This is a genomic window from Pseudomonas sp. Tn43 (assembly GCF_014192635.1).
Lineage (GTDB): Bacteria > Pseudomonadota > Gammaproteobacteria > Pseudomonadales > Pseudomonadaceae > Aquipseudomonas.
In genome coordinates this window covers 43543-67771 of record NZ_JACHYG010000009.1, presented here as the reverse complement: position 1 = coordinate 67771, position 24229 = coordinate 43543, and the positions used below count along the sequence as shown (strand labels likewise).

General features: G+C 57.8%; 21 protein-coding genes and 3 tRNA genes. 3 read left to right on the top strand and 21 right to left on the bottom strand.

Features of this window, described 5'->3' with window-relative positions; all coding sequences use genetic code 11:
• The first annotated feature begins 3 nt into the window (after nucleotides 1-3).
• On the top strand, nucleotides 4-780 hold the full coding sequence (locus tag FHW68_RS21735; protein WP_183683050.1) for a TatD family hydrolase: 777 nt from the start codon (nucleotides 4-6) through the stop codon (nucleotides 778-780).
• 188 nt (nucleotides 781-968) lie between these two features.
• On the opposite strand, the gene FHW68_RS27590 is transcribed toward FHW68_RS21735, so the two are convergent.
• The 4 genes from FHW68_RS27590 to FHW68_RS21715 all read right to left on the bottom strand — a co-directional run bounded on the left by FHW68_RS27590 (nucleotide 969) and on the right by FHW68_RS21715 (nucleotide 6966).
• Nucleotides 969-1673, bottom strand: a complete 705-nt coding sequence (locus FHW68_RS27590; protein WP_371916200.1) for a methyl-accepting chemotaxis protein — start codon at nucleotides 1671-1673, stop codon at nucleotides 969-971.
• A 1628-nt stretch (nucleotides 1674-3301) separates the two neighbouring features.
• On the bottom strand, nucleotides 3302-4138 hold the full coding sequence (ampE, locus tag FHW68_RS21725; RefSeq protein ID WP_095631236.1) for a regulatory signaling modulator protein AmpE: 837 nt from the start codon (nucleotides 4136-4138) through the stop codon (nucleotides 3302-3304).
• Between the two features lie 2 nt (nucleotides 4139-4140).
• Nucleotides 4141-4695 (bottom strand): 1,6-anhydro-N-acetylmuramyl-L-alanine amidase AmpD, encoded by a 555-nt coding sequence (gene ampD, locus FHW68_RS21720; RefSeq protein WP_095631235.1) that lies wholly within the window; start codon nucleotides 4693-4695, stop codon nucleotides 4141-4143.
• A gap of 63 nt (nucleotides 4696-4758) precedes the next feature.
• Nucleotides 4759-6966 carry a DUF1631 domain-containing protein gene (locus FHW68_RS21715; RefSeq protein ID WP_183683115.1) on the bottom strand — a complete coding sequence of 736 codons (2208 nt, stop codon included), beginning with the start codon at nucleotides 6964-6966 and terminating at the stop codon, nucleotides 4759-4761.
• A 357-nt stretch (nucleotides 6967-7323) separates the two neighbouring features.
• Here FHW68_RS21715 and nadC point away from each other — a divergent pair, with 357 nt between their 5' ends.
• Nucleotides 7324-8172: a carboxylating nicotinate-nucleotide diphosphorylase gene (gene nadC / locus FHW68_RS21710; RefSeq protein ID WP_095631234.1), complete on the top strand. Its 849-nt coding sequence runs from the start codon at nucleotides 7324-7326 to the stop codon at nucleotides 8170-8172.
• A gap of 77 nt (nucleotides 8173-8249) precedes the next feature.
• Here nadC and FHW68_RS21705 read toward each other — a convergent pair whose 3' ends face one another.
• Nucleotides 8250-8555 (bottom strand): DUF6388 family protein, encoded by a 306-nt coding sequence (locus tag FHW68_RS21705; RefSeq protein ID WP_095631233.1) that lies wholly within the window; start codon nucleotides 8553-8555, stop codon nucleotides 8250-8252.
• Between the two features lie 302 nt (nucleotides 8556-8857).
• Between FHW68_RS21705 and FHW68_RS21700 the strand changes: the two genes are divergently transcribed.
• The gene (locus FHW68_RS21700; RefSeq protein WP_183683045.1) at nucleotides 8858-9277 is read left to right on the top strand and encodes a hypothetical protein; all 420 of its coding nucleotides are present in this window, start codon (nucleotides 8858-8860) and stop codon (nucleotides 9275-9277) included.
• Between the two features lie 7 nt (nucleotides 9278-9284).
• Here FHW68_RS21700 and FHW68_RS21695 read toward each other — a convergent pair.
• The 16 genes from FHW68_RS21695 to ftsH all read right to left on the bottom strand — a co-directional run bounded on the left by FHW68_RS21695 (nucleotide 9285) and on the right by ftsH (nucleotide 24087).
• Nucleotides 9285-9360, bottom strand: a tRNA-Thr gene (locus FHW68_RS21695).
• Nucleotides 9361-9390: 30 nt separating this feature from the next.
• Nucleotides 9391-9561, bottom strand: coding sequence for a hypothetical protein (locus tag FHW68_RS21690; protein ID WP_183683040.1), 171 nt, complete (start codon nucleotides 9559-9561; stop codon nucleotides 9391-9393).
• 36 nt (nucleotides 9562-9597) lie between these two features.
• Entirely contained in the window at nucleotides 9598-11703 is a 2106-nt protein-coding gene (gene pnp / locus FHW68_RS21685; RefSeq protein ID WP_008005453.1) for a polyribonucleotide nucleotidyltransferase, read from the bottom strand.
• A 195-nt stretch (nucleotides 11704-11898) separates the two neighbouring features.
• Nucleotides 11899-12168 carry a 30S ribosomal protein S15 gene (gene rpsO / locus FHW68_RS21680; RefSeq protein ID WP_003176135.1) on the bottom strand — a complete coding sequence of 90 codons (270 nt, stop codon included), beginning with the start codon at nucleotides 12166-12168 and terminating at the stop codon, nucleotides 11899-11901.
• A gap of 142 nt (nucleotides 12169-12310) precedes the next feature.
• Entirely contained in the window at nucleotides 12311-13228 is a 918-nt protein-coding gene (gene truB, locus FHW68_RS21675; RefSeq protein ID WP_095631231.1) for a tRNA pseudouridine(55) synthase TruB, read from the bottom strand.
• A 3-nt stretch (nucleotides 13229-13231) separates the two neighbouring features.
• Complete coding sequence (gene rbfA / locus FHW68_RS21670; RefSeq protein WP_123355979.1) at nucleotides 13232-13633, bottom strand: 30S ribosome-binding factor RbfA; 402 nt, start codon at nucleotides 13631-13633, stop codon at nucleotides 13232-13234.
• A 158-nt stretch (nucleotides 13634-13791) separates the two neighbouring features.
• Nucleotides 13792-16317: a translation initiation factor IF-2 gene (gene infB / locus FHW68_RS21665; protein ID WP_095631229.1), complete on the bottom strand. Its 2526-nt coding sequence runs from the start codon at nucleotides 16315-16317 to the stop codon at nucleotides 13792-13794.
• Between the two features lie 27 nt (nucleotides 16318-16344).
• Nucleotides 16345-17826, bottom strand: coding sequence for a transcription termination factor NusA (nusA, locus tag FHW68_RS21660; protein WP_056854968.1), 1482 nt, complete (start codon nucleotides 17824-17826; stop codon nucleotides 16345-16347).
• A gap of 47 nt (nucleotides 17827-17873) precedes the next feature.
• Nucleotides 17874-18332, bottom strand: coding sequence for a ribosome maturation factor RimP (gene rimP, locus FHW68_RS21655; protein WP_038843818.1), 459 nt, complete (start codon nucleotides 18330-18332; stop codon nucleotides 17874-17876).
• Nucleotides 18333-18470: 138 nt separating this feature from the next.
• Nucleotides 18471-18547 (bottom strand) — tRNA-Met (locus tag FHW68_RS21650).
• 96 nt (nucleotides 18548-18643) lie between these two features.
• Nucleotides 18644-18729: transfer RNA gene (locus FHW68_RS21645), tRNA-Leu, on the bottom strand.
• A 23-nt stretch (nucleotides 18730-18752) separates the two neighbouring features.
• Nucleotides 18753-19136 (bottom strand): preprotein translocase subunit SecG, encoded by a 384-nt coding sequence (secG, locus tag FHW68_RS21640; protein ID WP_095631228.1) that lies wholly within the window; start codon nucleotides 19134-19136, stop codon nucleotides 18753-18755.
• Nucleotides 19137-19140: 4 nt separating this feature from the next.
• Nucleotides 19141-19896, bottom strand: coding sequence for a triose-phosphate isomerase (tpiA, locus tag FHW68_RS21635; RefSeq protein WP_095631227.1), 756 nt, complete (start codon nucleotides 19894-19896; stop codon nucleotides 19141-19143).
• A 66-nt stretch (nucleotides 19897-19962) separates the two neighbouring features.
• Nucleotides 19963-21300: a phosphoglucosamine mutase gene (gene glmM, locus FHW68_RS21630; protein ID WP_095631226.1), complete on the bottom strand. Its 1338-nt coding sequence runs from the start codon at nucleotides 21298-21300 to the stop codon at nucleotides 19963-19965.
• Nucleotides 21301-21316: 16 nt separating this feature from the next.
• On the bottom strand, nucleotides 21317-22168 hold the full coding sequence (folP, locus tag FHW68_RS21625) for a dihydropteroate synthase (protein WP_095631225.1): 852 nt from the start codon (nucleotides 22166-22168) through the stop codon (nucleotides 21317-21319).
• An 8-nt stretch (nucleotides 22169-22176) separates the two neighbouring features.
• The gene (ftsH, locus tag FHW68_RS21620) at nucleotides 22177-24087 is read right to left on the bottom strand and encodes an ATP-dependent zinc metalloprotease FtsH (protein ID WP_095631224.1); all 1911 of its coding nucleotides are present in this window, start codon (nucleotides 24085-24087) and stop codon (nucleotides 22177-22179) included.
• Between the last annotated feature and the right edge of the window lie 142 nt (nucleotides 24088-24229).

Below are 24229 nucleotides of genomic sequence, written 5' to 3'. Positions count from 1 at the left end.
ACCGTGGAACTGATCGACACCCACACCCATCTGGATTTCCCGGATTTCGACATGGATCGTCAGGCACTGTTGGCCAAGAGTCGCGCTCTCGGCGTGCGGCGGATGGTGGTGTTGGGGGTTTATCAGGCCAATTGGCAGCGGGTCTGGGACCTGGTGCAAAGCGATGCCGATCTGTATGCGGCGTTTGGTTTGCATCCGGTGTATCTGGACGAACATCGGCCTGAGGATTTGACCGAACTCGGTGACTGGCTGACGCGTCTGGCGGGCCATCGGCAGCTATGTGCGGTGGGCGAGATCGGCCTGGATTACTTCATCGAAACCCTGGATCGTGAACGCCAGCAAGCGCTGTTCGACGCCCAACTGCAATTGGCGGCAGACTTCAATCTGCCGGCGCTGATTCATGTGCGACGCAGCCATGCGGCAGTGATTGCCACGCTCAAACGATTTCGCTTGAAGCGCGCGGGGATCATTCATGCCTTTGCCGGTAGCCATGAAGAAGCGCGCGAATACATCAAACTGGGTTTCAAACTCGGCCTGGGCGGCGCCGCGACCTGGCCGCAGGCCCTGCGCATGCACCGTGTACTCGCCGGTTTACCGGTTGAATCGGTGGTACTGGAAACCGACTCACCGGACATGGCCCCCGCCATGTTTGCCGGTCAACGTAATAGCCCGGCTCATTTGCCGGCGATCTGCGCGGCACTGGCTGCCATCATGGCCGTCAGCCCCGAACGACTGGCTGCCGCCAGCACGGCTAACGCCTGCGAGTTGTTTAACTGGTAGTCCGTTGATTCACGCACTACCTGTGGGCTTTTGTGGCGAGGGGGCTTGCCCCCGTTCGGCTGCGAAGCAGTCGCAAATCCGGACAACTTGGTCTGTCTGGATGGGCGCCGGGGGCCGCTTCGCGACCCAACGGGGGCAAGCCCCCTCGCCACATAAGCTCGCTCCCACAGTAAATCAACTCTGTAGCATCAAACCCGGAACGCACTGATCAATTGCTTGAGTTCCACCACCTGCGCCGACAACGCCCGGCTGGCATTTTCGGTCTGGTGCGCGCCGTCGGCAGTACGCTCGCCGGCGCGGTTGATCTCGACGATGTTCTGGTCGATGTCATGAGCCACGGCCGTCTGCTGCTCAACCGCGGCGGCGATCTGCTGGTTCTGGTCGACGATCATGCCGACGGCGCCGAGAATGTTTTCCAGCGCCTGCTGGACCTTTTCCGATTGCCCGACCGTGCCGTTGGCCATCTGATGGCTGGTGCCCATCGCCTTGACCGCCGCACCGACACCGCTGTGCAGCTTGGCGATCATCTGCTCAATTTCTTCGGTCGATTGCTGGGTGCGTTTGGCCAGGGTCCGGACCTCGTCTGCCACTACCGCAAAACCACGGCCCTGCTCGCCTGCGCGCGCGGCTTCGATGGCCGCGTTGAGCGCCAGCAAGTTGGTCTGTTCGGCGATACTCTTGATCACTTCCAGCACACGACTGATGGATTGGCTGTCGTTGGCCAGTTGATTGATTACCCGCACCGACTGATCGATCTCGCTGGCCAGTGCAGCGATGCTGCCCTGCTGAGACTCCACCAGCCCGCGCCCGCTGATGGTCTCGTCGTTGACGCTGTGGGCGCTGCTCACGGCCGCCGCGGCACTGCGTGCCACCTCCAGAGACGTGGCTGACATCTGGTTCATCGCGGTGGCGACCTGCTCGATCTGCGTGCGTTGCCCCGCCACCGCCTGGTTGCTCTGGGCGGACACATTTTCGACTTGGCCGGCCTGCCGCTCGACCTCACCAACGGTCTGGCCCACCCGCTCGATCAGGTCATGGATTTTCTTCACGGTGGCGGTGAACACCTCGCCCAACTCGCCCAGTTCATCGCGACTGTTGGCGCTGAAGGTCACGGTCATGTCGCCGGCCGCCACTTTATCCATCACCGCGCCAAGCCGCTTGAGCGTGGTACGGGTCGAGGCGTAAAAACCGCCATAGAGGTAAAAAATCAACACAAACACGACCGTCAGCGCCACTGCCTGCAGGATCATGTGGGTGCGGTGCTGCTCCAGTCGCTGCTGCAACTGGATGCCGAGAAACTTCAGGGTGGCTTCGTTGAGTTGGTAGGTCTGGTCGAGCAGGCCTGTGACCTGATCGTAAAAAGCCTGCCACGGCGCATCGAGGGTATCGGCCATCACCACCTGTTCTTCGAACAGTTCACTGGCCTTTTTCAGGGAGGCCTTGCTGCTTTCGGCCTGAGCAGCCAGGGTTTCGTGCGCCGCTTTACTGGAGCCCAGCGCGTCCTGCAATTTCAGAGCGTATTCAGCCTGAAGCTTTTCGATCTGCGCCAGCAATTCATCGAAACGGGTGCTCGACGCCGAATTGAGAAAACCCTGCCCCAACGAGTAAGACCCCATTGCCCGGCCTTCGCCGAGCGTCTGGGTGACAGCTGGCGTGACGTTGATAATGAGCTCGCTCAGCTGACGCATGTCGCTCTGGCTGTCGCGGCTCAAACCGGCCTGACTGGCAATGATCTGGCTGAAAATCTGCGCATTGCCGAGCAATTTGCCGATTAGCGCACTTTTACTTTGCAGGGAGGTTTCCGTTTGCTGGGCCTTGAACGCGGCGATCATTTCGTCGCGCTTGCCATTGAAAAAGGTGATTTGCTCCGGGTCAGTGGTCATCGCCGCCAACCCTTGCAAACGGCTCAGAACGCTTTGCTCCAGAGTACTGATAGTCGATTCGACAGCACCGGCCTTGCCGGACTGGCCAAGGGTGACGTTGATCTGCACCAGGTTGTTCAGGGTTTCCAGATCCCGGCGCAAGCTCAGGCCGCTGCCCAGCAGGTCGAGGCTCTGCAGCTCGACCCGGGTGCCCTGGAATTCGCGATAGGAATCGCGCACCAGATAGAAGTTGGTCACCAGCATCGGCACGAGGAACAGCACGCTGATCAGGCTGAACTTCATGCCGAAGCTCAGGCGGTTCATCAGCGCGACGGCGGGATAGAGCAAGCTCTTCACTGTGAAGTCTCCCTTTTGAATTCTTATTTTTATGGCAGGCGCGCAGAGACAGCAGATAGCCACTATTGGCGCTATCCCTGTATAGCCTAAATCGGCGGAAGGTTTTGTAACTTAAGGTTAACGACAGACACGCAGCCTTGTAGCAGCTGGCGAAGCCTGCGTTCGGCTGCGAAGCAGTCGCCAGCTCAAGCACTGCATTTTGTCAGGCTAACCGTGCACGCAGGATTCACGACTGCTGCGCAGCCGAACGCAGGCTTCGCCAGCTGCTACAGGGCTGCGATCTTTTCGACTCAAAGCAGAAATCAGGACAAAACAGTCCACACCGCAAACCCGGCATACCAAAGCACCGCCGCGCGCAGCAGCAGTTCCCAGATCCGGTCGAGGCTGTTGATGCCGTCCGGCCCGACCACCGGCGCCGGAATTTCACCGGCCACCAAACCGACCTTCTCGATCAACTGGGCGGCGCTGATGTTCCAGTTCAGTAGCTCGTTCAACATCACTCGGCCGACCGCAACAAAGTTGCCGACCAATGCGAAGCTGGCCGCCAGCAGGCGCACCGGTACCCAATCGAATGCATGACGCAGCTGTGCCGCTCGCTCGACCACGGCCAGGTTCTGCCCGTGTTCCTCGGCCAGCGCCAGCAGTCGATAGCTCAATGCGGCAACCGGGCCTAGCAGGAAGTACCAGAAGATCACCGCAAAAAAGCTCTGATAGGCTTGCCACAACAGATGCCCTTCAACTCGCTCCAGCAGTTGCTCGCCGCTGTCGGCGCAAATATTCAGGTCACGTTTGGCCACATGGGCAGCGGCTTGCAGGTCTTCCCGACGCCAGGCATCGCGGAATGGCCCGAGGCCGGCCAGCAGATCACCACGGCCCAGACTGTAGATCACCACCAGCAGATGCACCGGCAACGCCAGCAAACCGTAAGCTACCGGCTCCAGCACCACCAACAGCAAACCCAGCAGTGCCACCGGCAACAACACTAGCACCACCAGTATCAGCCACGGACGGTTTGTCATGCGCGGGTTGGCTTCAAGCTTGTTCAGCTCACGCACCCAACCGCCATCACGTTGAATCTGATGACGCAGGGCCGAGAATTTCTCGATCCACACCGCCAACAGCAGCACCAGAAAACTCATTGTCACTCCTTTTTTTCCAGAGCCGCGCGATAGCGTGCCCAGTCAAACGCTGGTCCCGGATCAGTCTTGCGCCCGGGGGCGATGTCGCTATGACCGCAGATGCGTTGTGCGGTGATGTCCTTGAAGGCGCTTTGCAGCTGTCGGGTCAGGGCCGTCAACGCTTGATACTGGGCGTCGGTGAACGGCAGATCATCCGTGCCTTCGAGCTCGATGCCCACGGAAAAATCGTTACAGGTTTCCCGTCCCTCGAAACACGAGACGCCAGCGTGCCAGGCGCGCTCCAGACAAGAGACAAACTGAGTGACGATGCCGTCACGTTCGATCAGAAAGTGCGCAGACACCCGCAGGTCGGCGATTCCTGCAAAGTAGGGATGTTCCGTGACATCCAGACGATTCTGGAAAAATTCCTGCACCTTGCCGGTCGCAAACTGCGCAGGCGGAAGACTGATGTTGTGGATCACCAACAGGGAAATTTCGCCCTCGGGGCGCGCATTGAAGTTAGGCGAGGGGCATATGCGCACGCCCTGGCACCAACCGCTCGCGGGGTCCAACTGCATACAGGTTCCTTCAACGACAACTGTGTTGGTGCCCAGTATGCCGCGATAGCCCCTCGGCGGCGATCACTTGCCGCGATTGAGACGCCGCAGATTACCCAGCACCGACTCCAGCGCCCGGTCGAACAGCAAGGTGTCGTCCAGCGTTCGCACCGCGCCACGCCGGAATTCCAGGGCCAGAGCGGTGCGACTGTGCTCCAGCACTTTCATCCCGGTACGGTTGACGAAGATGTACTTGCCGGTGGCTTGAATGATCGCCGCCAACTTGCAGCGCAAGGTGTTTTCCTGGTCTTCCTGAAACTCGACCCAGCAGCCCAGGCGTAACTGATCGACTTGAAGCAACGCGAAATCGTCCTCGGGCAAACGCATCGATGGGGTTTCAACCGGGCCTTCGTCAGCGGTGCGAAGCACGATTTGCTGCTGCACTTCGACCATCATCGGAGCGTCAACAGCCATGCTTTTCTGGTCCGGACGTTCGAACAACTGCACATGCAAAGCTTCCAGCTTGCTGAAAAACTCGCCGGTGGCGAACGGATCGAATGCCGAACTGTTCAAACCATCGCGTAACGACTTGAGCAACCCCGGTACCAGCGACAACAAACGCAGACTCGCGTCAGGCTCGTCATGGCGCTGCACGCTCCAGATCAGTTGCGCCATGGTCTGCACATCGGCATGCCATTCGGCGGACTGATCACCGTGCTTGAGGCAGGTCAGCAACAGCACTTTGCTCCAGGCCTCCTGGACAAACGCCACCACACTGTGCGGCAGCACCTTGCCCATCAACGCCTGGTTCAGCGCCTGCTCGACACGCTGACGCGCCAGTTCGGTCCTGGCACGGCCTTCTTCGGCGTCACGGGTGCGTTGCTCAAGTAATTCGCTGCGACGGCGCTCGTCATGGGTGAAGGCAAGAAAATCGGCCAGTAATTCGGAAAAGATTGCCGGGTCATCGACAAAGTCGTTCAGCAAACGCTGCACCACTTGCTCGATGCGCAGGTACAGGCTATCGCGCTCATGGTCATCGCACTCGCCCCAGCCCATGGCCGCCGCAGCAATTTCGTTGAGTAAACGCCGGGCGGGATGGCTGCTGCGGCTAAAAAAACTCTTGTCGAGCACCGCGACTTTCAGCATCGGGATCTGCAAACGGCCAATCAGAGCCTTGAGCGAGTCCGGCAGGTTGCGGTCATCGAGGATGCATTCGAAGAGCATGGCGATCAGGTTGATCACATCTTCGTCGGCCACTCCCACCACGCGGGACTTGCCGCTTTTGACGCTGACCCGAGTCAGTAGTTGTTCGAGCTGGGTGCGCAGGTCAAAGTCGTCCTGAGCCGCCAGCGCTGGCACGTATTGCTGCAAATGCGAGAGCAGGCGCAGCAGATCGCGGGTTGAGATGGGTTGGGTTTGGGCGCTGACTTCCAGCGTCGGCGCAACGCTGCCACGCACGTGGAACAGTAATTCCTGCAAGGCGGCGAAGACTTGCTGCACGCCTTCGTCAATCTGTGTATTGCCAGTTCGCACGCCTGTCTCGGCGGGATCAGCACGAACACTGGCAGCCGCCCGATCGGTCGCACGCCGTGCCGGGACGGGCTTGAGGTCCGGCAGTACACCGGTGGCGATCAGCAGTTGATTGGCTTCGGCGTAGAGTTGATCAGCATTGCTGAGCACATAGCGTTCAAACAGCTTGAGGATGATCAGCTTGACCTTGATCTCCATCCCCAGGTTGCGCCCGGCCTGCAAGAAATACTCGCAAAGCAGCGTCGGCCCCAGGGGATTGTGCTGTTCGACCAGCGTCTTGCCCAGCAGTGTGCTGAGTCGTGCGGTGAGCTGATCAAGGGCGAAGCCGTCCCGATTCAGTACTTTGCCAACCATGGCCTCCACCGCCACGTTACGCTCCACGTCGTCATGGGGCATCGAGGCCGAGGCATCGAAAACCAATGCCCGTGGCAAGGCCGCTTGAGCAATATCGTACTGCGCGAGGCTGACGAAGGCCTCGAAGAATTGTTCGAGAAAACCTCGCTCGATGCTTTTGCGCTTGAGACGCAAATCACGCATGGCCTCGAAGAAGATGTTCTGCTCGACGTTGTCTCGGGCCCGATCGGCCATTTCGAACAGGGTGTCGTCGGCGTTATCGAACAGCGCCTGCAAACCTTGTTTGAGCTGTTGAGCGGCCTTGTCGCGAACCTGAAGCAGAATCACGGGCAGGCGGGCAAGCGGCGAGTGAGTCGCCTGGTCGGTAGCGGCCTTGTGCAAGGGCACTACATTCCCGTCGTTGTGCATCCAAGCCTCCTGAAACGGTGATTCTTCGGTACGGTAAGAAAGATCGAGACGCAGGCCAAACAGCCGACGCTTAATGAAGACAGTCATCATCCACTGTCATTCAAAATCGGGCATCCAAAATCACGTCAAAGCTATGACGTCAAATGCAAGGCGGATTATCTGCAAAAGAACTTCTTTGCACCAGCAGACTCTACGTGCACCCAGGAAATAGACGTTAGAGAGAAGCCTTCGCTTAACACTGATTGCTCGCGCCAATCGACCAAATGCAGGTTGCCGAACGATGGAATGGCCGTTGATGCCTTGGGTTGGCTTGCACCATGGCCCTATAATCGGGCCACTTTGTTTGTGGAGCCCGTTATGCCGAATCTACGTCTCGCCGATTTGACCGCCGAAATCGAAGCCAACGTGCGCCGTGCGTTGCTCGAGGACATCGGCAGCGGCGACATCACCGCACAATTGATCCCGGCTGAACGCCTGGCCAAAGCCACCATCATCACCCGCGATGCCGCCGTCATCAGCGGCACGGCGTGGGTCGATGCCGTGTTTCGGCAGCTGGATCCGCGGGTTGCGGTGCACTGGCAGGTAGCCGATGGTGAACGGGTGACCCCCAATCAGGTGCTATTTCACCTCGAAGGGCCGGCGCGCTCGCTGCTGACGGGCGAACGCAGCGCACTGAATTTTTTGCAACTGCTGTCCGGCGTGGCCACTCGCGCGCAGTACCTGGCCGATTTCGTCGCCGATACTCAAGTGAAGTTGCTCGACACCCGCAAAACCCTGCCAGGTCTGCGCCTGGCCCAGAAATATGCCGTGACCTGCGGCGGTTGCCACAACCACCGCATCGGCCTGTATGACGCCTTCCTGATCAAGGAAAATCATATCGCCGCCTGCGGTGGCATTCCTGAGGCTATCGCAGCCGCGCACAAGATCGCCCCGGGCAAACCGGTGGAGATCGAAGTGGAAAGCCTGGCGGAACTGAAGGAAGCACTGGCGGCGGGTGCCGACATCATCATGCTCGATGAACTGAGTCTGGATGACATGCGCGAAGCGGTTCGCCTGAACGCCGGCAAGGCAAAACTGGAGGCCAGCGGTGGTATCAACGAAAGCACGTTGCTGCCAATCGCCGAAACCGGGGTGGACTATATTTCGATTGGTGCGATGACCAAGGATGTGAAGGCTGTGGACCTGTCGATGCGCCTCAGTCTTTGAGGAGCTGCAAGCCATAAGCTACAAGCTACAAGCGGTTTCGCTTTGCCTGTAGCTTGCGGCTTGAAGCCTGAAGCTTGTCAAACGACTAGATTATTCATCTCGCAGTACTCTTCCCACTCGACGCCCAAAACCTCGGCCGCCTCCTTGTGCAGCGCCAGGCGCGCAGCCTCGAACTCTTCCGGGGTTGAGGTGTACTTGAGCGTCAGCTCCCACGGCTGCAAGCCCTGAGCTTCCGCCTCATCCTCGAACGCCCACTGGATCTGGTCTTTCTGATCGTCGGCGGGCAAGTCCTTGATCTCTTCCAGCAACTGGGGCGCGTCCAGCACGTACTTTTTCAGGGCTTCTTCGTGTCTGGCTTCTTGGGTCAATTCTTTAACGGACATGGCGTTCTCGCTGATCTGGGGAATGGAAGATGGATCTGGATCATCAAGGATCTCTCTGACGCAAAAAACCGTTTCAAGCCCGGTTTGTCTGGCCTTCAGAACCATTCGGGATCATCTGAAAACTGCTGGGCGATGCTCATGCAGGCAACGAATATAGGACGTTTTGCCGATGATTTACACGGGCTTTTACATCTATTGTGCAAAAAGCCGCGTGCATCAGGTGTTGGGGATCTTTGGGAACATAAATCGAAACCCCAAGTCATAGCGATGTGCCATTTCGGCACGGCACAAGGAACCCAGTGATGCGCAGTTTTTCGAAGGTTTTGTCTACCCGATTTGCCACCGCTACGCTGCTGTTCGGCATGGCCAACGCTGCTCAAGCGGCTGTCGAAGTCACCTCTGACCCTGCGTTGTACTCCGACAAAATCTGCGCCCTCCACAATTCGTTCGGTAAGGACACACTTGTCAGAACCAGCGTCAGTATCGATGATCTTGAAAGCCTGCAAAAAACCGTGAAGGCCAATGCCACCGAACTGGAAAGCCAGAAGCGCACCCTCAGCGAGCAGGCCCGTCAGCTCGAAGAGCTAAAGCGCAACAGCGGTTCCAGCTCAAGCTCGAACACCAGCGAAATCTCTGGCCTGAAACGGGAAATCAGTGATCAGGAGCGCGCGATAGATCAGCTCAAGCGCACTGTTGAGGAGCTGAGCAGAAAGGTGAAATAGCAAGAAGTGGTGCCCGAGACAGGAATCGAACCTGCGACCTTCGCGTTACGAGTGCGCTGCTCTACCGGCTGAGCTACACGGGCTGTGGGCTAAACCTAGCACCGGCTTCGGGGTCAGGCAACTTCACGCACCGCAAAAAGAACGCAACCTTCGGCAGCGCCTGCAGATCGATGGATGCCGCACATAACGTGGTTGAACACAATCTCGGGTAGGAGCTGCCGCAGGCTGCGATCTTTTGATTTTTCTGCACAAAAAAATGCCCCACCGTTTTCACGGCGGGGCATTTTTTATAACGTTGAAGCGGTCAGGCGAAGGGGTGATTAAACGCCCGAAGCCTTGGCTGCTGCTACGTCTTTGATGGACAGCTTGATACGGCCGCGGTTGTCCACGTCCAGTACCAATACTTCCACTTCCTGGCCTTCTTTCAGGATGTCGGTCACTTTCTCGACGCGAGCATCGCTCAGCATCGAGATGTGAACCAGACCGTCCTTGCCCGGCAGGATGTTGACGAATGCGCCGAAGTCGACAATGCGCTCAACCTTACCGACATAGATCTTGCCAATCTCGGCTTCTGCAGTGATGCCCAGAACGCGCTGACGCGCAGCTTCCGCAGCTTCCTTGGTTTCGCCGAAGATCTTGATCGAACCGTCGTCTTCGATGTCGATCGAAGCCTTGGTTTCTTCACAGATCGCACGGATGGTCGCGCCGCCTTTACCGATGACATCACGGATTTTGTCGGTGTCGATTTTCATCGCGATCATGGTCGGAGCGTTTTCCGACAGTTCGGTACGCGACTGGCCAATGATCTGGTTCATCTGACCGAGGATGTTCAGGCGCGCTTCCAGGGCTTGGCCCAGAGCGATTTCCATGATTTCTTCGGTGATGCCCTTGATCTTGATGTCCATCTGCAGCGCGGTAACACCTTTGGCGGTACCCGCTACTTTAAAGTCCATGTCGCCGAGGTGATCTTCGTCGCCCAGGATGTCGGTCAGGACGGCAAATTTCTCGCCTTCTTTAACCAGACCCATGGCGATACCGGCAACCGGTGCCTTCATCGGAACGCCGGCATCCATCAGAGCCAGGGAAGCACCGCAGACCGAAGCCATGGAGCTCGAACCGTTGGACTCGGTGATTTCCGACACCACACGAATGGTGTACGGGAACACGTCGGCAGCAGGCAGCATGGCCTGAACCGAACGACGGGCCAGACGGCCGTGACCGATTTCGCGACGACCAGCGCCACCCATGCGACCACACTCACCGACCGAGAACGGAGGGAAGTTGTAGTGCAGCATGAACGGGTCTTTTTTCTCGCCTTCCAGGGTGTCCAGCAGCTGTGCGTCACGGGCAGTACCCAGTGTCGCGACTACCAGGGCCTGTGTTTCGCCACGGGTGAACAGTGCCGAACCGTGGGTCTTCGGCAGAACACCGACTTCGATGTTCAGCGGACGTACGGTCTTGGTGTCGCGACCGTCGATACGTGGCTTGCCGTTAACGATGTTTTCGCGAACGGTGCGGTATTCGATTTCACCGAAAGCCGCTTTGACTTCAGCGGAAGTCGGCTGGCCTTCTTCACCGGACAGCTTGGCAACCACCTGGTCTTTCAGTTCGCCCAGGCGAGCGTAACGGTCGGCCTTGATGGTGATGGTGTAAGCCTGGGAGATCGCGTCGCCGAACTCGGCACGGATAGCACCCAGCAGTGCGGTGGCTTCTGGCTGTGGAGCCCAGGTCCAGGTCGGTTTGGCGGCTTCAGCGGCCAGTTCCTTGACGGCGTTGATCACCACCTGGAACTCGTCGTGAGCAAACAGTACTGCGCCCAGCATCTGGTCTTCGGTCAGCTCTTTGGCTTCCGATTCAACCATCAACACCGCTTCCGAAGTACCGGCGACGACCATGTCCAGGCTCGACGCTTTCAGCTGTTCGTAAGTCGGGTTCAGCAGGTAGCCGGTGCTTTCGTGGAACGCAACGCGAGCAGCGCCGATCGGGCCATCGAAAGGAATGCCGGAGATGGCCAGCGCAGCCGAGGTACCGATCATCGCAGCGATGTCCGGATCGGTCTTCTTGCTGGTGGAAACGACGGTGCAGACAACCTGCACTTCGTTCATGAAACCTTCCGGGAACAGCGGACGGATCGGACGGTCGATCAGTCGGGAAGTCAGGGTTTCTTTCTCGGAAGGACGGCCTTCACGCTTGAAGAAACCGCCAGGGATCTTACCGGCAGCGTAAGTCTTTTCCTGGTAGTGAACGGACAGAGGGAAGAAGCCCTTGCCTGGATCGGCTTGTTTGGCACCGACTACAGTCACCAATACGCTGACGTCATCGTCAACGGTGACCAATACTGCGCCGGAGGCCTGACGGGCGATACGGCCAGTCTCGAGGGTAACGGTCGACTGACCGAACTGGAATTTTTTGATTACCGGGTTCACGGTGTCTTACCTTCTTTTGTGGCTCTTGGGGAACTTGTCTTCTTGCGAAATTCTTGGGCAATGTCGGGAATCGGCCCAACGCCTGTCCAGGGTAAAACGTATATCCAGATAAAACTTGAGGCTGGGAGCCTGCCATGTACCGACGGGAAACCCGCTGGCACACAGCAAACAACCAACCTCTAGCGCAATCGCTTATTAGCGACGCAGACCCAGGCGACCGATCAGAGCCTGGTAACGGCCCAGATCCTTGCCTTTCAGGTAGTCCAGCAGCTTACGGCGCTGGTTTACCATGCGGATCAGACCACGACGGGAGTGGTGATCTTTACCGTTGGCCTTGAAGTGACCTTGCAGCTTGTTGATGTTGTGGGTCAGCAGTGCAACTTGCACTTCTGGCGAACCAGTGTCACCAACAGCTTGCTGGTAGTCAGCTACGATTTGAGCTTTTTCTTGAACGTCGAGAGCCATGAGGCAATCCTTTTATCAGGAAACTGTTTCAAGGAAACAGCTTCAACAGGCCAGGGACAAATCCCTGTATCTATAAATGAGTAGTGACCGTGCCTGTTAACAGCCACACTCGCCGACCTGCTGTTACACAGGCCGGTTCCGGTCATTCTGACCGAATCAGTCGACGTGGCGCGATGCGCCCGTCTTCGCTCACTTCACCGATACCGATGAAACGACCGTTGTGATCCTGTACCCGTACCATGCCGAACTTCGGTGCATCCGGGGCACGTACCGGTTGGCCGTTAAGCCAGTAGAACGCGCTGTGCTCCGAGAAATGCAACAGTGGCCAGTCCAGCAGGCCGCTGTCCGATGGCATCAGGAAGCGGTCGACCGCTTCGTTGCCGCCTTCGGCATGTACCGCTTCCAGCTCTTCCAGAGTGACGGACTGTGCAAGCGTGAAAGGCCCGGCCTGGGTACGTCGCAATTCAGCCACGTAAGCGCCACAACCGAGTTGCTCACCGATATCCTCCACCAGGGTGCGGATATAGGTGCCTTTGCTGCAATCCACCGCAAGCCTCGCAGTATCACCCTCAAAGGCCAGTAATTCCAAGCGCGCAATAGTAACAGAACGCGGTTCGCGCTCCACTACTTCGCCTGCACGGGCCAGCTTGTACAGCGGCTGCCCATCACGCTTGAGCGCCGAGTACATCGGCGGTATCTGACTGATTTGCCCACGAAATTTCGGTAGCACAGCTTCGATATCGGCGCGACCAACGGTCACCGGGCGCTCCAGCAAAACTTCACCTTCGGCATCGGCCGTGGTGGTGGTCTTGCCCAGTTGCGCCAGGGTTTCATAAGCCTTGTCGGAATCGAGCAGGTATTGCGAGAACTTGGTGGCCTCGCCAAAGCACAACGGCAGCACGCCGGTGGCCAGCGGATCGAGACTGCCGGTATGTCCGGCCTTCTCGGCATTGAGCAACCAGCGAACCTTCTGCAATGCCGCGTTGGAAGTGAACCCCAGCGGCTTGTCGAGCAGGATGATGCCGCTGACGTTACGACGGATACGTTTGACCTGAGCCACCGATTACTCCTTGGCGTCTTCGGGTTCAGCCGCTACCGGGTGCTGATTGTCTTCAGCCACCGCACGTTCGATCAGGGCCGACAGGTGCGCGCCACGCACGACGCTTTCGTCGTAATGGAAGTGCAACTGCGGAACGCTGCGCAATTTCATTTCGCGAGCCAACTGCATGCGCAGGAAACCGGCGGCTGCGTTGAGCACCTTGATGCTCTGCGCGATGTCTTCAGCGCTGTCCTGCCCCATCACAGTGATGAAGATCTTGGCATGACCGACGTCACGGCTGACTTCAACAGCGGTAATGGTGACCAGGCCGACGCGCGGGTCTTTGACTTCACGACGGATCAGCTGTGCCAGCTCACGCTGCATCTGATCGCCGATACGTTGGGTACGGCTGTATTCTTTTGCCATGTCTTGTTACCTGTTACTGCCCCTCGGGAAACCCGAGGGGTCTGAAAGCGGCAAACGCCCGGCCTGACAAAAGCCAGACCGGGCGTTGCGTTTAGAGTCCGGACGTTGCGCCGCGCATCTGCATGCGGCGGCTCATCGTGGCCCTTGAAGTGCGCGAGTTAGAGGCTGCGAGCAACCTGAACCTTCTCGAAGACTTCGATCTTGTCACCGACCTTAACGTCGTTATAGCTCTTCACGCCGATACCGCATTCCATGCCGGCACGTACTTCGGAAGCGTCATCCTTGAAGCGGCGCAGGGATTCCAGCTCGCCTTCGAAGATAACGATGTCTTCACGCAGTACACGGATTGGACGGTTACGGTGAACAACACCTTCGATAACCATGCAACCGGCGATCGCGCCGAACTTCGGCGAACGGAACACGTCACGCACTTCGGCGACACCCAGGATATTCTCGCGAACATCGCTGCCGAGCATACCGGTCAGGGCTTTCTTGACGTCTTCGATAATGTCGTAGATCACGTTGTAGTAACGCATATCCAGACCTTCCTGCTCGACGATCTTGCGAGCGCCAGCATCGGCACGCACGTTGAAGCCGAACAGTACAGCGTTGGAGGCCAGTGCCAGGTTCGCGTCGGACTCGGTGATACCACCGACACCGCCACCGACCACACGCACTTGCACTTCGTCGTTACCCAGGCCATTCAAGGCGCCGTTCAACGCTTCCAGCGAACCACGGACGTCGGATTTGAGGACGATGTTGAGCGTCTTCTTCTCTTCCTGACCCATGTTCTCGAAGATGTTTTCCAGCTTGCCGGCGTGAGCGCGAGCCAGTTTGACTTCGCGGAACTTGCCTTGACGGAACAGAGCCACTTCACGGGCTTTCTTCTCGTCGGCAACCACGCTCATCTCGTCGCCAGCGTCCGGGGTACCGTCCAGGCCGAGAATCTCGACAGGGATGGCCGGACCGGCTTCCTTGATTGGCTTGCCGTTCTCGTCGAGCATGGCACGAACGCGACCATAGTTCGAACCGACCAGCACCATGTCGCCTTGGCGAAGGGTACCGTCTTGAACCAGAACGGTTGCAACCGGGCCGCGACCTTTGTCAAGACGCGATTCAACCACGACACCACGGCCAGGAGCCGACGGGGTAGCGGTCAGTTCCAGCACTTCGGCTTGCAACAGGACAGCTTCGAGCAGCTCATCGACGCCAGTACCCATCTTCGCCGAGACCGGTACGAATGGAGTGTCACCACCCCACTCCTCCGACGTCACGCCGTGGACCGACAGTTCGCTACGGATGCGATCGAGATCGGCGCCCGGCTTGTCGATCTTGTTCACCGCTACAACCAGTGGAACACCGGCAGCTTGAGCGTGTTGAACAGCTTCGATGGTCTGCGGCATAACGCCGTCGTCCGCCGCAACCACCAGGATCACGATGTCGGTCGCCTTGGCACCACGGGCACGCATTGCGGTAAACGCAGCGTGACCCGGGGTATCGAGGAACGTCACCATGCCACGGTCGGTTTCAACGTGGTATGCCCCGATATGCTGGGTAATACCGCCGGCTTCGCCAGCAGCAACCTTGGCACGACGGATGTAGTCGAGCAGGGAAGTTTTACCGTGGTCAACGTGGCCCATTACGGTCACGACCGGCGCACGGGAAACAGCCTCACCTTCAAACTTCAGCGACTCAGCCAGGGAATCTTCCAGGGCGGTGTCGCTGACCAGGGTCACTTTGTGGCCCAGCTCTTCGGCAACCAGTTGGGCAGTTTCCTGATCCAGTACCTGGTTGATGGTCGCTGGAGTACCCAGTTTGAACATGAACTTGATGATTTCAGCAGCCTTGACCGACATCTGCTGGGCGAGATCGCCAACAGTGATGGTCTCGCCGATCTTCACTTCGCGCACAACAGGGCCGGTTGGGCTCTGGAAACCGTGGGCGTTGCGTTTCTTCAGCTTGGCCTTGCCGCGACCACCACGACGGAAGCCATCGCTTTCTTCGTCGGTAGTACGTGGCGCAACTCGTGGAGCAGGCGCTTTTTCCTTGACCGAAGCACGATGCGGAGCGTTTTTGCGTTCGCCATCGCCACTGCCACGACGATTGGTATCGTCGGCACGTGGTTTGTCCGGACGACGCTGTTCGTCGCGTTTGCGAGTGTCGGCCGCAGGTGCTGGTGCAGCTGCAACAACCGGCGCGCTTTCACGCACTGGCTCGGCAACCGCAGCAGGCGCTGCAACGGCGTCTTTAATAGCGGTTTGCGCAGCAGCAGGCTGGCGACGCGCTTCTTCTTCGGCGCGACGCTTGGCTTCTTCTTCAGCCTTCTGACGAGCAGCATTTTCTACTGCGCGGCGTTCTTCCAGTTCGCGTTTGCGCTCGGCTTCGATTTCTTCCGGGCTGCGCTGTACGAAGACTTTCTTCTTGCGTACTTCAACGCTGATGCTCTTGCTACCAGCAACACGCAGGGTGCTGGTGGTTTTGCGCTGCAATGTAATCTTGCGCGGTTCTTCCACTTTCGCCTTGTGGCTGCTCTTCAAGTGAGTCAGCAGAGACTGCTTCTCACTATCGCTCACACCTTCATCGGCGGCGGTGTGCGGCAGACCTGCCTCACGCATCTGCTGCAACAGGCGCTCTACCGGTGTTTTGACCTCATCGGCCAGTTGTTTCACCGTGACTTGCGTCATGCACTTCTCTCCTCAGGCCGCGCCTAATTACTCGAACCAATGGGCTCGGGCGGCCATGATCAACTTGCCGGCACGATCATCGTCAATGCCGTCGATGTCGAGCAGGTCGTCAATAGACTGCTCGGCCAGGTCTTCGCGGGTAATTACGCCGCGCACCGCCAGTTCCATCGCCAAATCCTTGTCCATACCCTCAAGCGAGAGCAGGTCTTCGGCCGGATGGGCGTCTGCCAGCTTTTCCTCAGTAGCGATGGCTTTGGTCAACAAACGATCCTTGGCACGAGCGCGAAGCTCGTTGACGATATCTTCGTCAAAGCCGTCGATGTTGAGCATTTCTTCCAACGGTACGTAGGCAATCTCTTCCAGGCTGGTGAAACCTTCATCTACCAGCACCTGAGCCAGTTCTTCATCGACTTCAAGCTCTTCGATGAAGTTGCGCAGGATGTCGCCGGTTTCTGCTTGTTGCTTAGCCTGGATGTCCGATTCGGTCATCACGTTCAGGGTCCAGCCAGTCAACTGGCTAGCCAGACGCACGTTCTGACCACCGCGACCAATGGCCTGAGCCAGATTGTCTGCGCCAACGGCGATGTCCATTGCATGGGCATCTTCGTCAACGATAATTGCCGCCACTTCAGCCGGCGACATTGCATTGATCACGAACTGCGCCGGATTATCGTCCCACAGGACGATGTCCACACGCTCGCCGCCCAATTCGCCCGATACTGCCTGGACGCGCGAACCGCGCATACCGATGCAAGCGCCTTGTGGATCAATGCGTTTGTCCTTGGAGCGGACCGCGATCTTGGCGCGCGAACCCGGGTCGCGGGACGCAGCCATTACTTCAATCAGGCCTTCAGCGATTTCCGGCACTTCGATGCGGAACAACTCGATCAGCATTTCCGGCGCGGTACGCGACAGGATCAGCTGAGGGCCGCGGTTCTCGGTGCGGATTTCCTTGAGCAGCGCACGCAGACGCACGCCAACCCGGAAGGTTTCGCGAGAAATGATGTCTTCACGTGCCAGCAACGCTTCAGCGTTATTGCCCAGATCGACGATCACGTTGTCGCGGGTGACTTTCTTCACGGTGCCGGAGATGATTTCTCCCAGGCGCTCGCGGTAGGCATCGACGACTTGAGCACGCTCGGCTTCGCGAACCTTCTGCACGATGACTTGCTTGGCAGTCTGTGCAGCGATGCGGCCGAACTCGATGGACTCGATCTTTTCTTCGACCACGTCACCGACCTTGGCGCCAGGATGCGTTTCGGCAACCTTGCTCGGCCAGGTTTCGATGGCCGGATCGTCCAGATCTGCTTCCTCGACGACCGTCCAGCGACGGAATGTCTCGTAAGCACCGGTGTGGCGATTGATTTCCACACGCAGATCGACTTCGTCCTCGAAACGCTTTTTGGTAGCAGTGGCCAGAGCCAGCTCCAGCGCTTCAAAAATTACGTTTGCCGGTACGCCTTTTTCATTGGATACCGACTCAACAACCAGCAGTACTTCTTTGCTCATCGTACGCCTCGCCTTTCGCAAGCCATTGGATCCGCGGGATCCGCGTCTCAGTCAAAACTGGGAATAATGTTGGCCTTGTCGATCATATCGATCGGCAACAGGAACTCATGGTCTTCAACCTGCACCACGACGTCCTGCTCTTCTACACCGCGCAGAAGGCCCTGAAAGTTGCGCCGACCTTCAAAAGGCGAACGCAGCTTGATCTTCACTTGTTCACCGGCAAATTTTGCAAACTGCTCAATAGTGAACAGTGGGCGTTCCATGCCAGGCGAGGAAACTTCAAGGGTGTATTCAACGGAGATAGGATCTTCAACATCCAGTACACCGCTGATCTGACGGCTGACGATGGCACAATCGTCCACCAGCACGCCGCCCTCTTTATCGATATAAACGCGCAACATTGAGTGACGACCTTGAGCCGAAAACTCAATACCCCAGCATTCATAGCCTAGGGCCACGACCACCGGGGCCAGCAAGGCCTGCAACTCTTCTAGCTTGCTCGACACCTGAACCCCCTCGTGCATGTATGTGCATGCTGTGCAAAATAAAAAAATGGGCGAAACGCCCATCCTTGAAACGCCGTTGAACAGCGGCGTTGAAAGTGTCCAGCTAACAAAAAGCCCCTTAAAAGGGGCTCCTTAAACTGGTTGCGGGGGCCGGATTTGAACCGACGACCTTCGGGTTATGAGCCCGACGAGCTACCAGACTGCTCCACCCCGCGACAAAGCTGGGGCGGAAGTATACGACCGATCCCTGACAGGGTCAATGTAACCTTCCACCTACAAGAAAGCCCGCAACAGCGGGCTCTCCTGACAATTGGTACCGAGAAGGGGACTCGAACCCCTACACCCTATGGGCACAACCACCTCAAGGTTGCGTGTCTACCAATTCCACCACCTCGGCAATACTACGTTTTGAAACCCTTCTTACTTTTGCTCTTGAGCTGGAGGCACGTCAGTCGCTGGAGTAGCCGACTTTTGCTCTTGAAGCACCGGGACATCATCAGAAGCCGGTTGTTGCTTTGGAACTTCCAACACTGCCGGGTTTGGCAAACCTGCTTGAGTCAGCTCTTGAGCCTTCTCTTTAGCAAAGTAACCTAACCCCAAGCTGGTTATGAAGAAACCGGCGGCAAGTATAGCAGTAAACTTACTAAGAAAGGTAGAGGAACCTTGGCTTCCGAACACAGTATTTGAAGCACCTGCTCCGAAAGACGCGCCAGCGTCCGCACCTTTACCCTGCTGCAGCAAAACCAGAGCAACTACGCCCAATGCACCCAGCAGATGAAAAACGACTACGACTGTTTCCAGCATTTTTTCAGTTTCCCGCGGCGCGACAAATCGCACCGAACTCATCTGCATTCAGGGAGGCCCCACCAATGAGCCCCCCATCGATATCCGGCATGCCGAACAGTTCGGCCGCATTGGCCGCCTTCACGCTGCCGCCGTATAGAAGCCGCACACCTTGCGCGATTTCAGAATTCTCTGCCGCCAACTGAGCGCGGATAGCTGCATGCACATCCTGCGCCTGTTGCGGCGAAGCAGTCAGCCCGGTGCCAATGGCCCAGACCGGCTCATAAGCGATTACCGCTCTTGCAAAGACACCTACACCCAGCTCCTCGATGATACTGACAAGCTGACGCCCGACAATCTCAAGAGTTTTTCCAGCTTCGCGCTCTTCGAGGGTTTCCCCTACGCACAACACCGGAATCAAGCCACTTGCCTGTGCCGCTGCAAACTTGCGAATCAGCATTCCATCCTGCTCGCCCATTATCTGGCGGCGCTCGGAGTGCCCGACAAGCACCAGGGAACAACCTGCATCCACCAATTGACTCGGCGCAATTTCACCAGTCAACGCACCTTGTCTGGATTCCACTGCAGAATTCTGCGCGCCGACCGAAATCGACTTGCCTTTCAAGCCATCAATCACTTGATTGATATACAAGCAAGGCGGGAATACCGCGACATCAACACCGCTCGGCAAGGCCAGATGACGAAGGCCGTCGATCAGCTCAGCGACGCTGGCGCGGGTACCGTGCATCTTCCAGTTACCAGCTACCATAGGGCGACGCATGCTGTACCTCGTCGGTCAAAGTGGGCGCAGATGTTACCCAACACAATCATGGCTGGCAAGCCGAAATCAGACAGAAACTTCAGTTACCAGTTTTGCGAGCTCTTCGGCGTAACCGCGAACCTGCGTTTCGTCCTCACCCTCGACCATGACCCGCACCAGCGGCTCTGTCCCGGACTTGCGCAATAGCACACGCCCACGACCTGCCATTGCTTGAGTAACTCGGTCACTGGCCGCCTTGACGGTCGAATGCTCGAGCGGATTCGCACCACCACCAAAGCGGACATTGATCAGCACCTGAGGACACTTGCGCAGCGCCTGACGGCACTGAGCCAGGCTTTCTACGCGCCTCTTCAGCGCCATCAACACCTGCAACGCGGCAATAATTGCATCACCGGTGGTGGTATGACTGAAGCAAACGATGTGCCCCGAGTTCTCGCCACCCACCTGCCAATCGCGCTCCAGCAACTCGGAGATCACGTAGCGGTCGCCAACGTTGGCACGCACAAAAGGAATGGCCAGATCAGCCAAGGCCAATTCCAGCCCCAGGTTACTCATCAGCGTACCGACCACGCCGCCCTGCAACTTGCCGCGCTCCTGCAGATCGCGAGCAATGATAAACAACAACTCGTCACCGTCGACGACAGCGCCGGTGTGATCGACCATCTGCACCCGATCACCATCACCGTCAAAGGCAATACCCAAATCGGCGTGCTCGGCCAGCACGGCAGCTTGCAACGGCTCCATATGGGTTGAACCGCAATTCTCATTGATGTTCAGGCCATTAGGATGAGCAGAAAGCACAACAACGTCGGCCCCCAGCTCACGGAAAACACTAGGCGCCACTTTATAGGTCGCACCATGGGCACAGTCGATCACGATCTTCAGCCCGGCAAAACTGGTGCCGGTCGGAACGCTGCTCTTGCAAAATTCGATGTAACGGCCCGAGGCATCGTTGATTCGCGACACCTTGCCGATCTTGCTCGACTCAACCACAGTCATCGGTGTGTCGAGCAACTCTTCGATCATCAACTCGACTTCATCCGGAAGTTTGGTGCCCTTCCCGGAGAAAAATTTGATGCCGTTGTCGTCATGAGGGTTATGCGAAGCGCTGATCACGATACCCGCTTCAGCATGAAAAGTACGCGTCAGATAGGCGATGGCCGGCGTCGGCATCGGCCCCAGGAGCATCACATCAGCACCGGCCGAGGTCAGCCCGGCCTCAAGTGCCGACTCAAACATATAACCGGAGATCCGGGTGTCCTTGCCCACGAGCACCTTGCAGGCACCCATGCTGCGAAATGCCATGCCTGCCGCCCAGCCAAGCTTGAGCATGAAATCAGGAGTAATCGGGTATTCACCGACCCGACCACGAATGCCGTCGGTGCCAAAGTATTTCTTGCTCATAAGTACTCCATCATTCTTATTCGGCTGATTCTACGGCGGCGATCATCCGCACCACATCAACGGTTTCGGCTACATCATGGACGCGCAATATACGCGCCCCCTTGATCGAAGCCAGTGCCGCAAGCGCCAAACCGCCATGCAGACGCTCCCCCACCGGCCGATTCAAGGCTTGCCCGATCATGCTCTTTCGCGAAACCCCCACCAACAGGGGCCGCCCCAAGGCATGCAAGGCCTCCATATGCTTAAACAGGCTCAAATTGTGTTGCAAGGTTTTCGCGAAGCCGAAGCCCGGATCGAGAATGATCCGTTCAGCGGGAATACCCACTGACGCGCACTGGACCATGCGTTCAGCGAGAAACTCGCCGACCTCTTTCGTCACATTCTGATACTGCGGATTGTCCTGCATGTCACCTGGCTCACCAAGCATATGCATCAGACACACCGGCAAACCGGTGGCCGCTGCGGCATCCAGGGCACCATCCCGACGCAACGAACGCACATCATTGATCAACCCCGCCCCCAACCTTGCGGTTTCTCGCATGACCGCCGGCGTGGAAGTATCGACCGAGATAATCACATCGAGTTCACGATGAATGCACTCGACGATGGGCGCTACACGCTCCAGCTCCTCAAGCGGTGAAACCGCCCTGGCACCGGGCCGGGTCGATTCGCCACCAATGTCAATCAGCGTCGCACCAGCCACCATCATTGCCTCGGCATGACGCAGCGCCGCATCCAGCTGACTGTATCGGCCACCATCGGAAAAGGAGTCGGGAGTGACATTGAGAATGCCCATGACATGCGTCTGGGCCAAATCAAGAACCCGGTTGCCGCAAGGCAACCGGGTCGAGGACTGAACAGAAGTCATTTCAAGCCTTATACGTCAGCAGCCGGGCCACCGATTGGCGTTTCTGGACGCCCATCCTGCACCGCCGGAGGCGTGCCAGGAGTATCGCTGCCGCCAGACCAGTCGCGAGGTTCGCGAGGCGCACGACCCGCCATGATGTCATCGATCTGATCGGCATCGATCGTCTCGTATTTCATCAAGGCATCCGCCATGGCATCAAGCTTGTCACGGTTATCCGTAAGGATCTGCTTGGCCGTGCCATAGCACTGGTCAATGATGCTGCGTACTTCGGAGTCGATCAGTTTGGCTGTCTCACCAGAGAAGCTGGCATGTTGGCCACCGCCGCCACGACCAAGGAACACTTCGCCTTCTTCTTCGGCATACATCAATGGACCGAGTTTTTCCGACAGCCCCCATTTGGTCACCATGTTCCGTGCGATCTGGCTGGCACGCATGATGTCGTTGGATGCACCTGTGGTGACACCGTCGAAGCCCAGGGTCATCTCTTCAGCGATACGACCGCCGTACAACGAGCAGATCTGGCTGATCAACGCACGCTTGGACAGGCTGTAGCGATCTTCTTCCGGCAGGAACATGGTCACACCCAGCGCACGACCGCGCGGGATGATCGACACTTTGTAGACCGGATCATGCTCAGGTACGACACGGCCGACGATAGCGTGGCCGGCTTCGTGATAAGCAGTGTTCTGCTTTTCTTTCTCGGACATGACCATGGATTTGCGCTCGGCACCCATCATGATCTTGTCTTTGGCCAGTTCGAACTCTTTCATCTCGACGATACGCTTGCCGGCACGAGCTGCGAACAACGATGCCTCGTTCACCAGGTTGGCCAGGTCGGCACCGGAGAAACCAGGCGTACCACGTGCGATCACGGCCGGAGCAACGTCGTCACCCATTGGCACTTTGCGCATGTGGACCTTGAGAATCTGCTCGCGACCGCGGATATCCGGCAGACCGACCACGACCTGACGGTCGAAACGACCCGGACGCAGCAATGCAGGGTCCAGTACGTCGGGACGGTTGGTCGCTGCAATGACGATGATGCCGTCATTCATCTCGAAGCCGTCCATCTCTACCAGCAACTGGTTGAGTGTCTGTTCGCGCTCGTCGTGACCGCCGCCCATGCCGGCACCACGATGGCGACCGACGGCGTCGATTTCATCGATAAAGATGATGCATGGCGCGTGCTTCTTCGCCTGCTCGAACATGTCACGTACACGACTGGCACCGACACCGACGAACATTTCGACGAAATCGGAACCGGAAATAGTGAAGAACGGCACTTTGGCTTCGCCGGCAATCGCCTTGGCGATCAGGGTTTTACCAGTACCGGGAGGACCGACCATCAGCACGCCGCGAGGAATGCGACCGCCCAAACGCTGGAACTTGCCCGGATCACGCAGGAACTCGACCAGTTCGCCAACTTCTTCCTTGGCTTCGTCGCAACCGGCAACGTCAGCCAAGGTGGTTTTCACCTGATCTTCCGAGAGCAGGCGCGCCTTGCTCTTGCCGAAGCTCATAGGCCCGCCTTTGCCGCCGGCACCGCCCTGCATCTGCCGCATGAAAAACATGAAGACAGCGATAATCACCAGAATCGGGAAGCTTGCGACCAGGAGTTGAGTCCAGATGCTTTGCTGCTCAGGCTGCTTGCCTTCGACTACCACGCGGTTATCCACGAGGTCGCCGATCAGGCCATTGTCCTGGATTGCCGGACGGATGGTCTTGAAACTGTCGCCATCGGTGCGCTTTCCGGTAATCACGTAGCCATCAACCGCTACGCGCTCGACCTTGCCATCCTTGACCTGCTGGATGAAGTCGGAATAGTTGAGGGTCTGCGGCTCGTTAGGGCTGGAGAAGTTGTTCATCACCGTCACCAGGACAGCCGCGATGATCAACCACAGGATCAGATTCTTTGCCATATCGTTCAATTAACTACCCTCTGAAGCAAGCTCCGCGAATGGCGCGTGCTTCGCATGATATTCACCGGCCTAACTTACTACATTACCTACGGCTCTGGCAGGCGCCGTCTGTAACCCTTTGTGAAGCACTTTCTACACAATA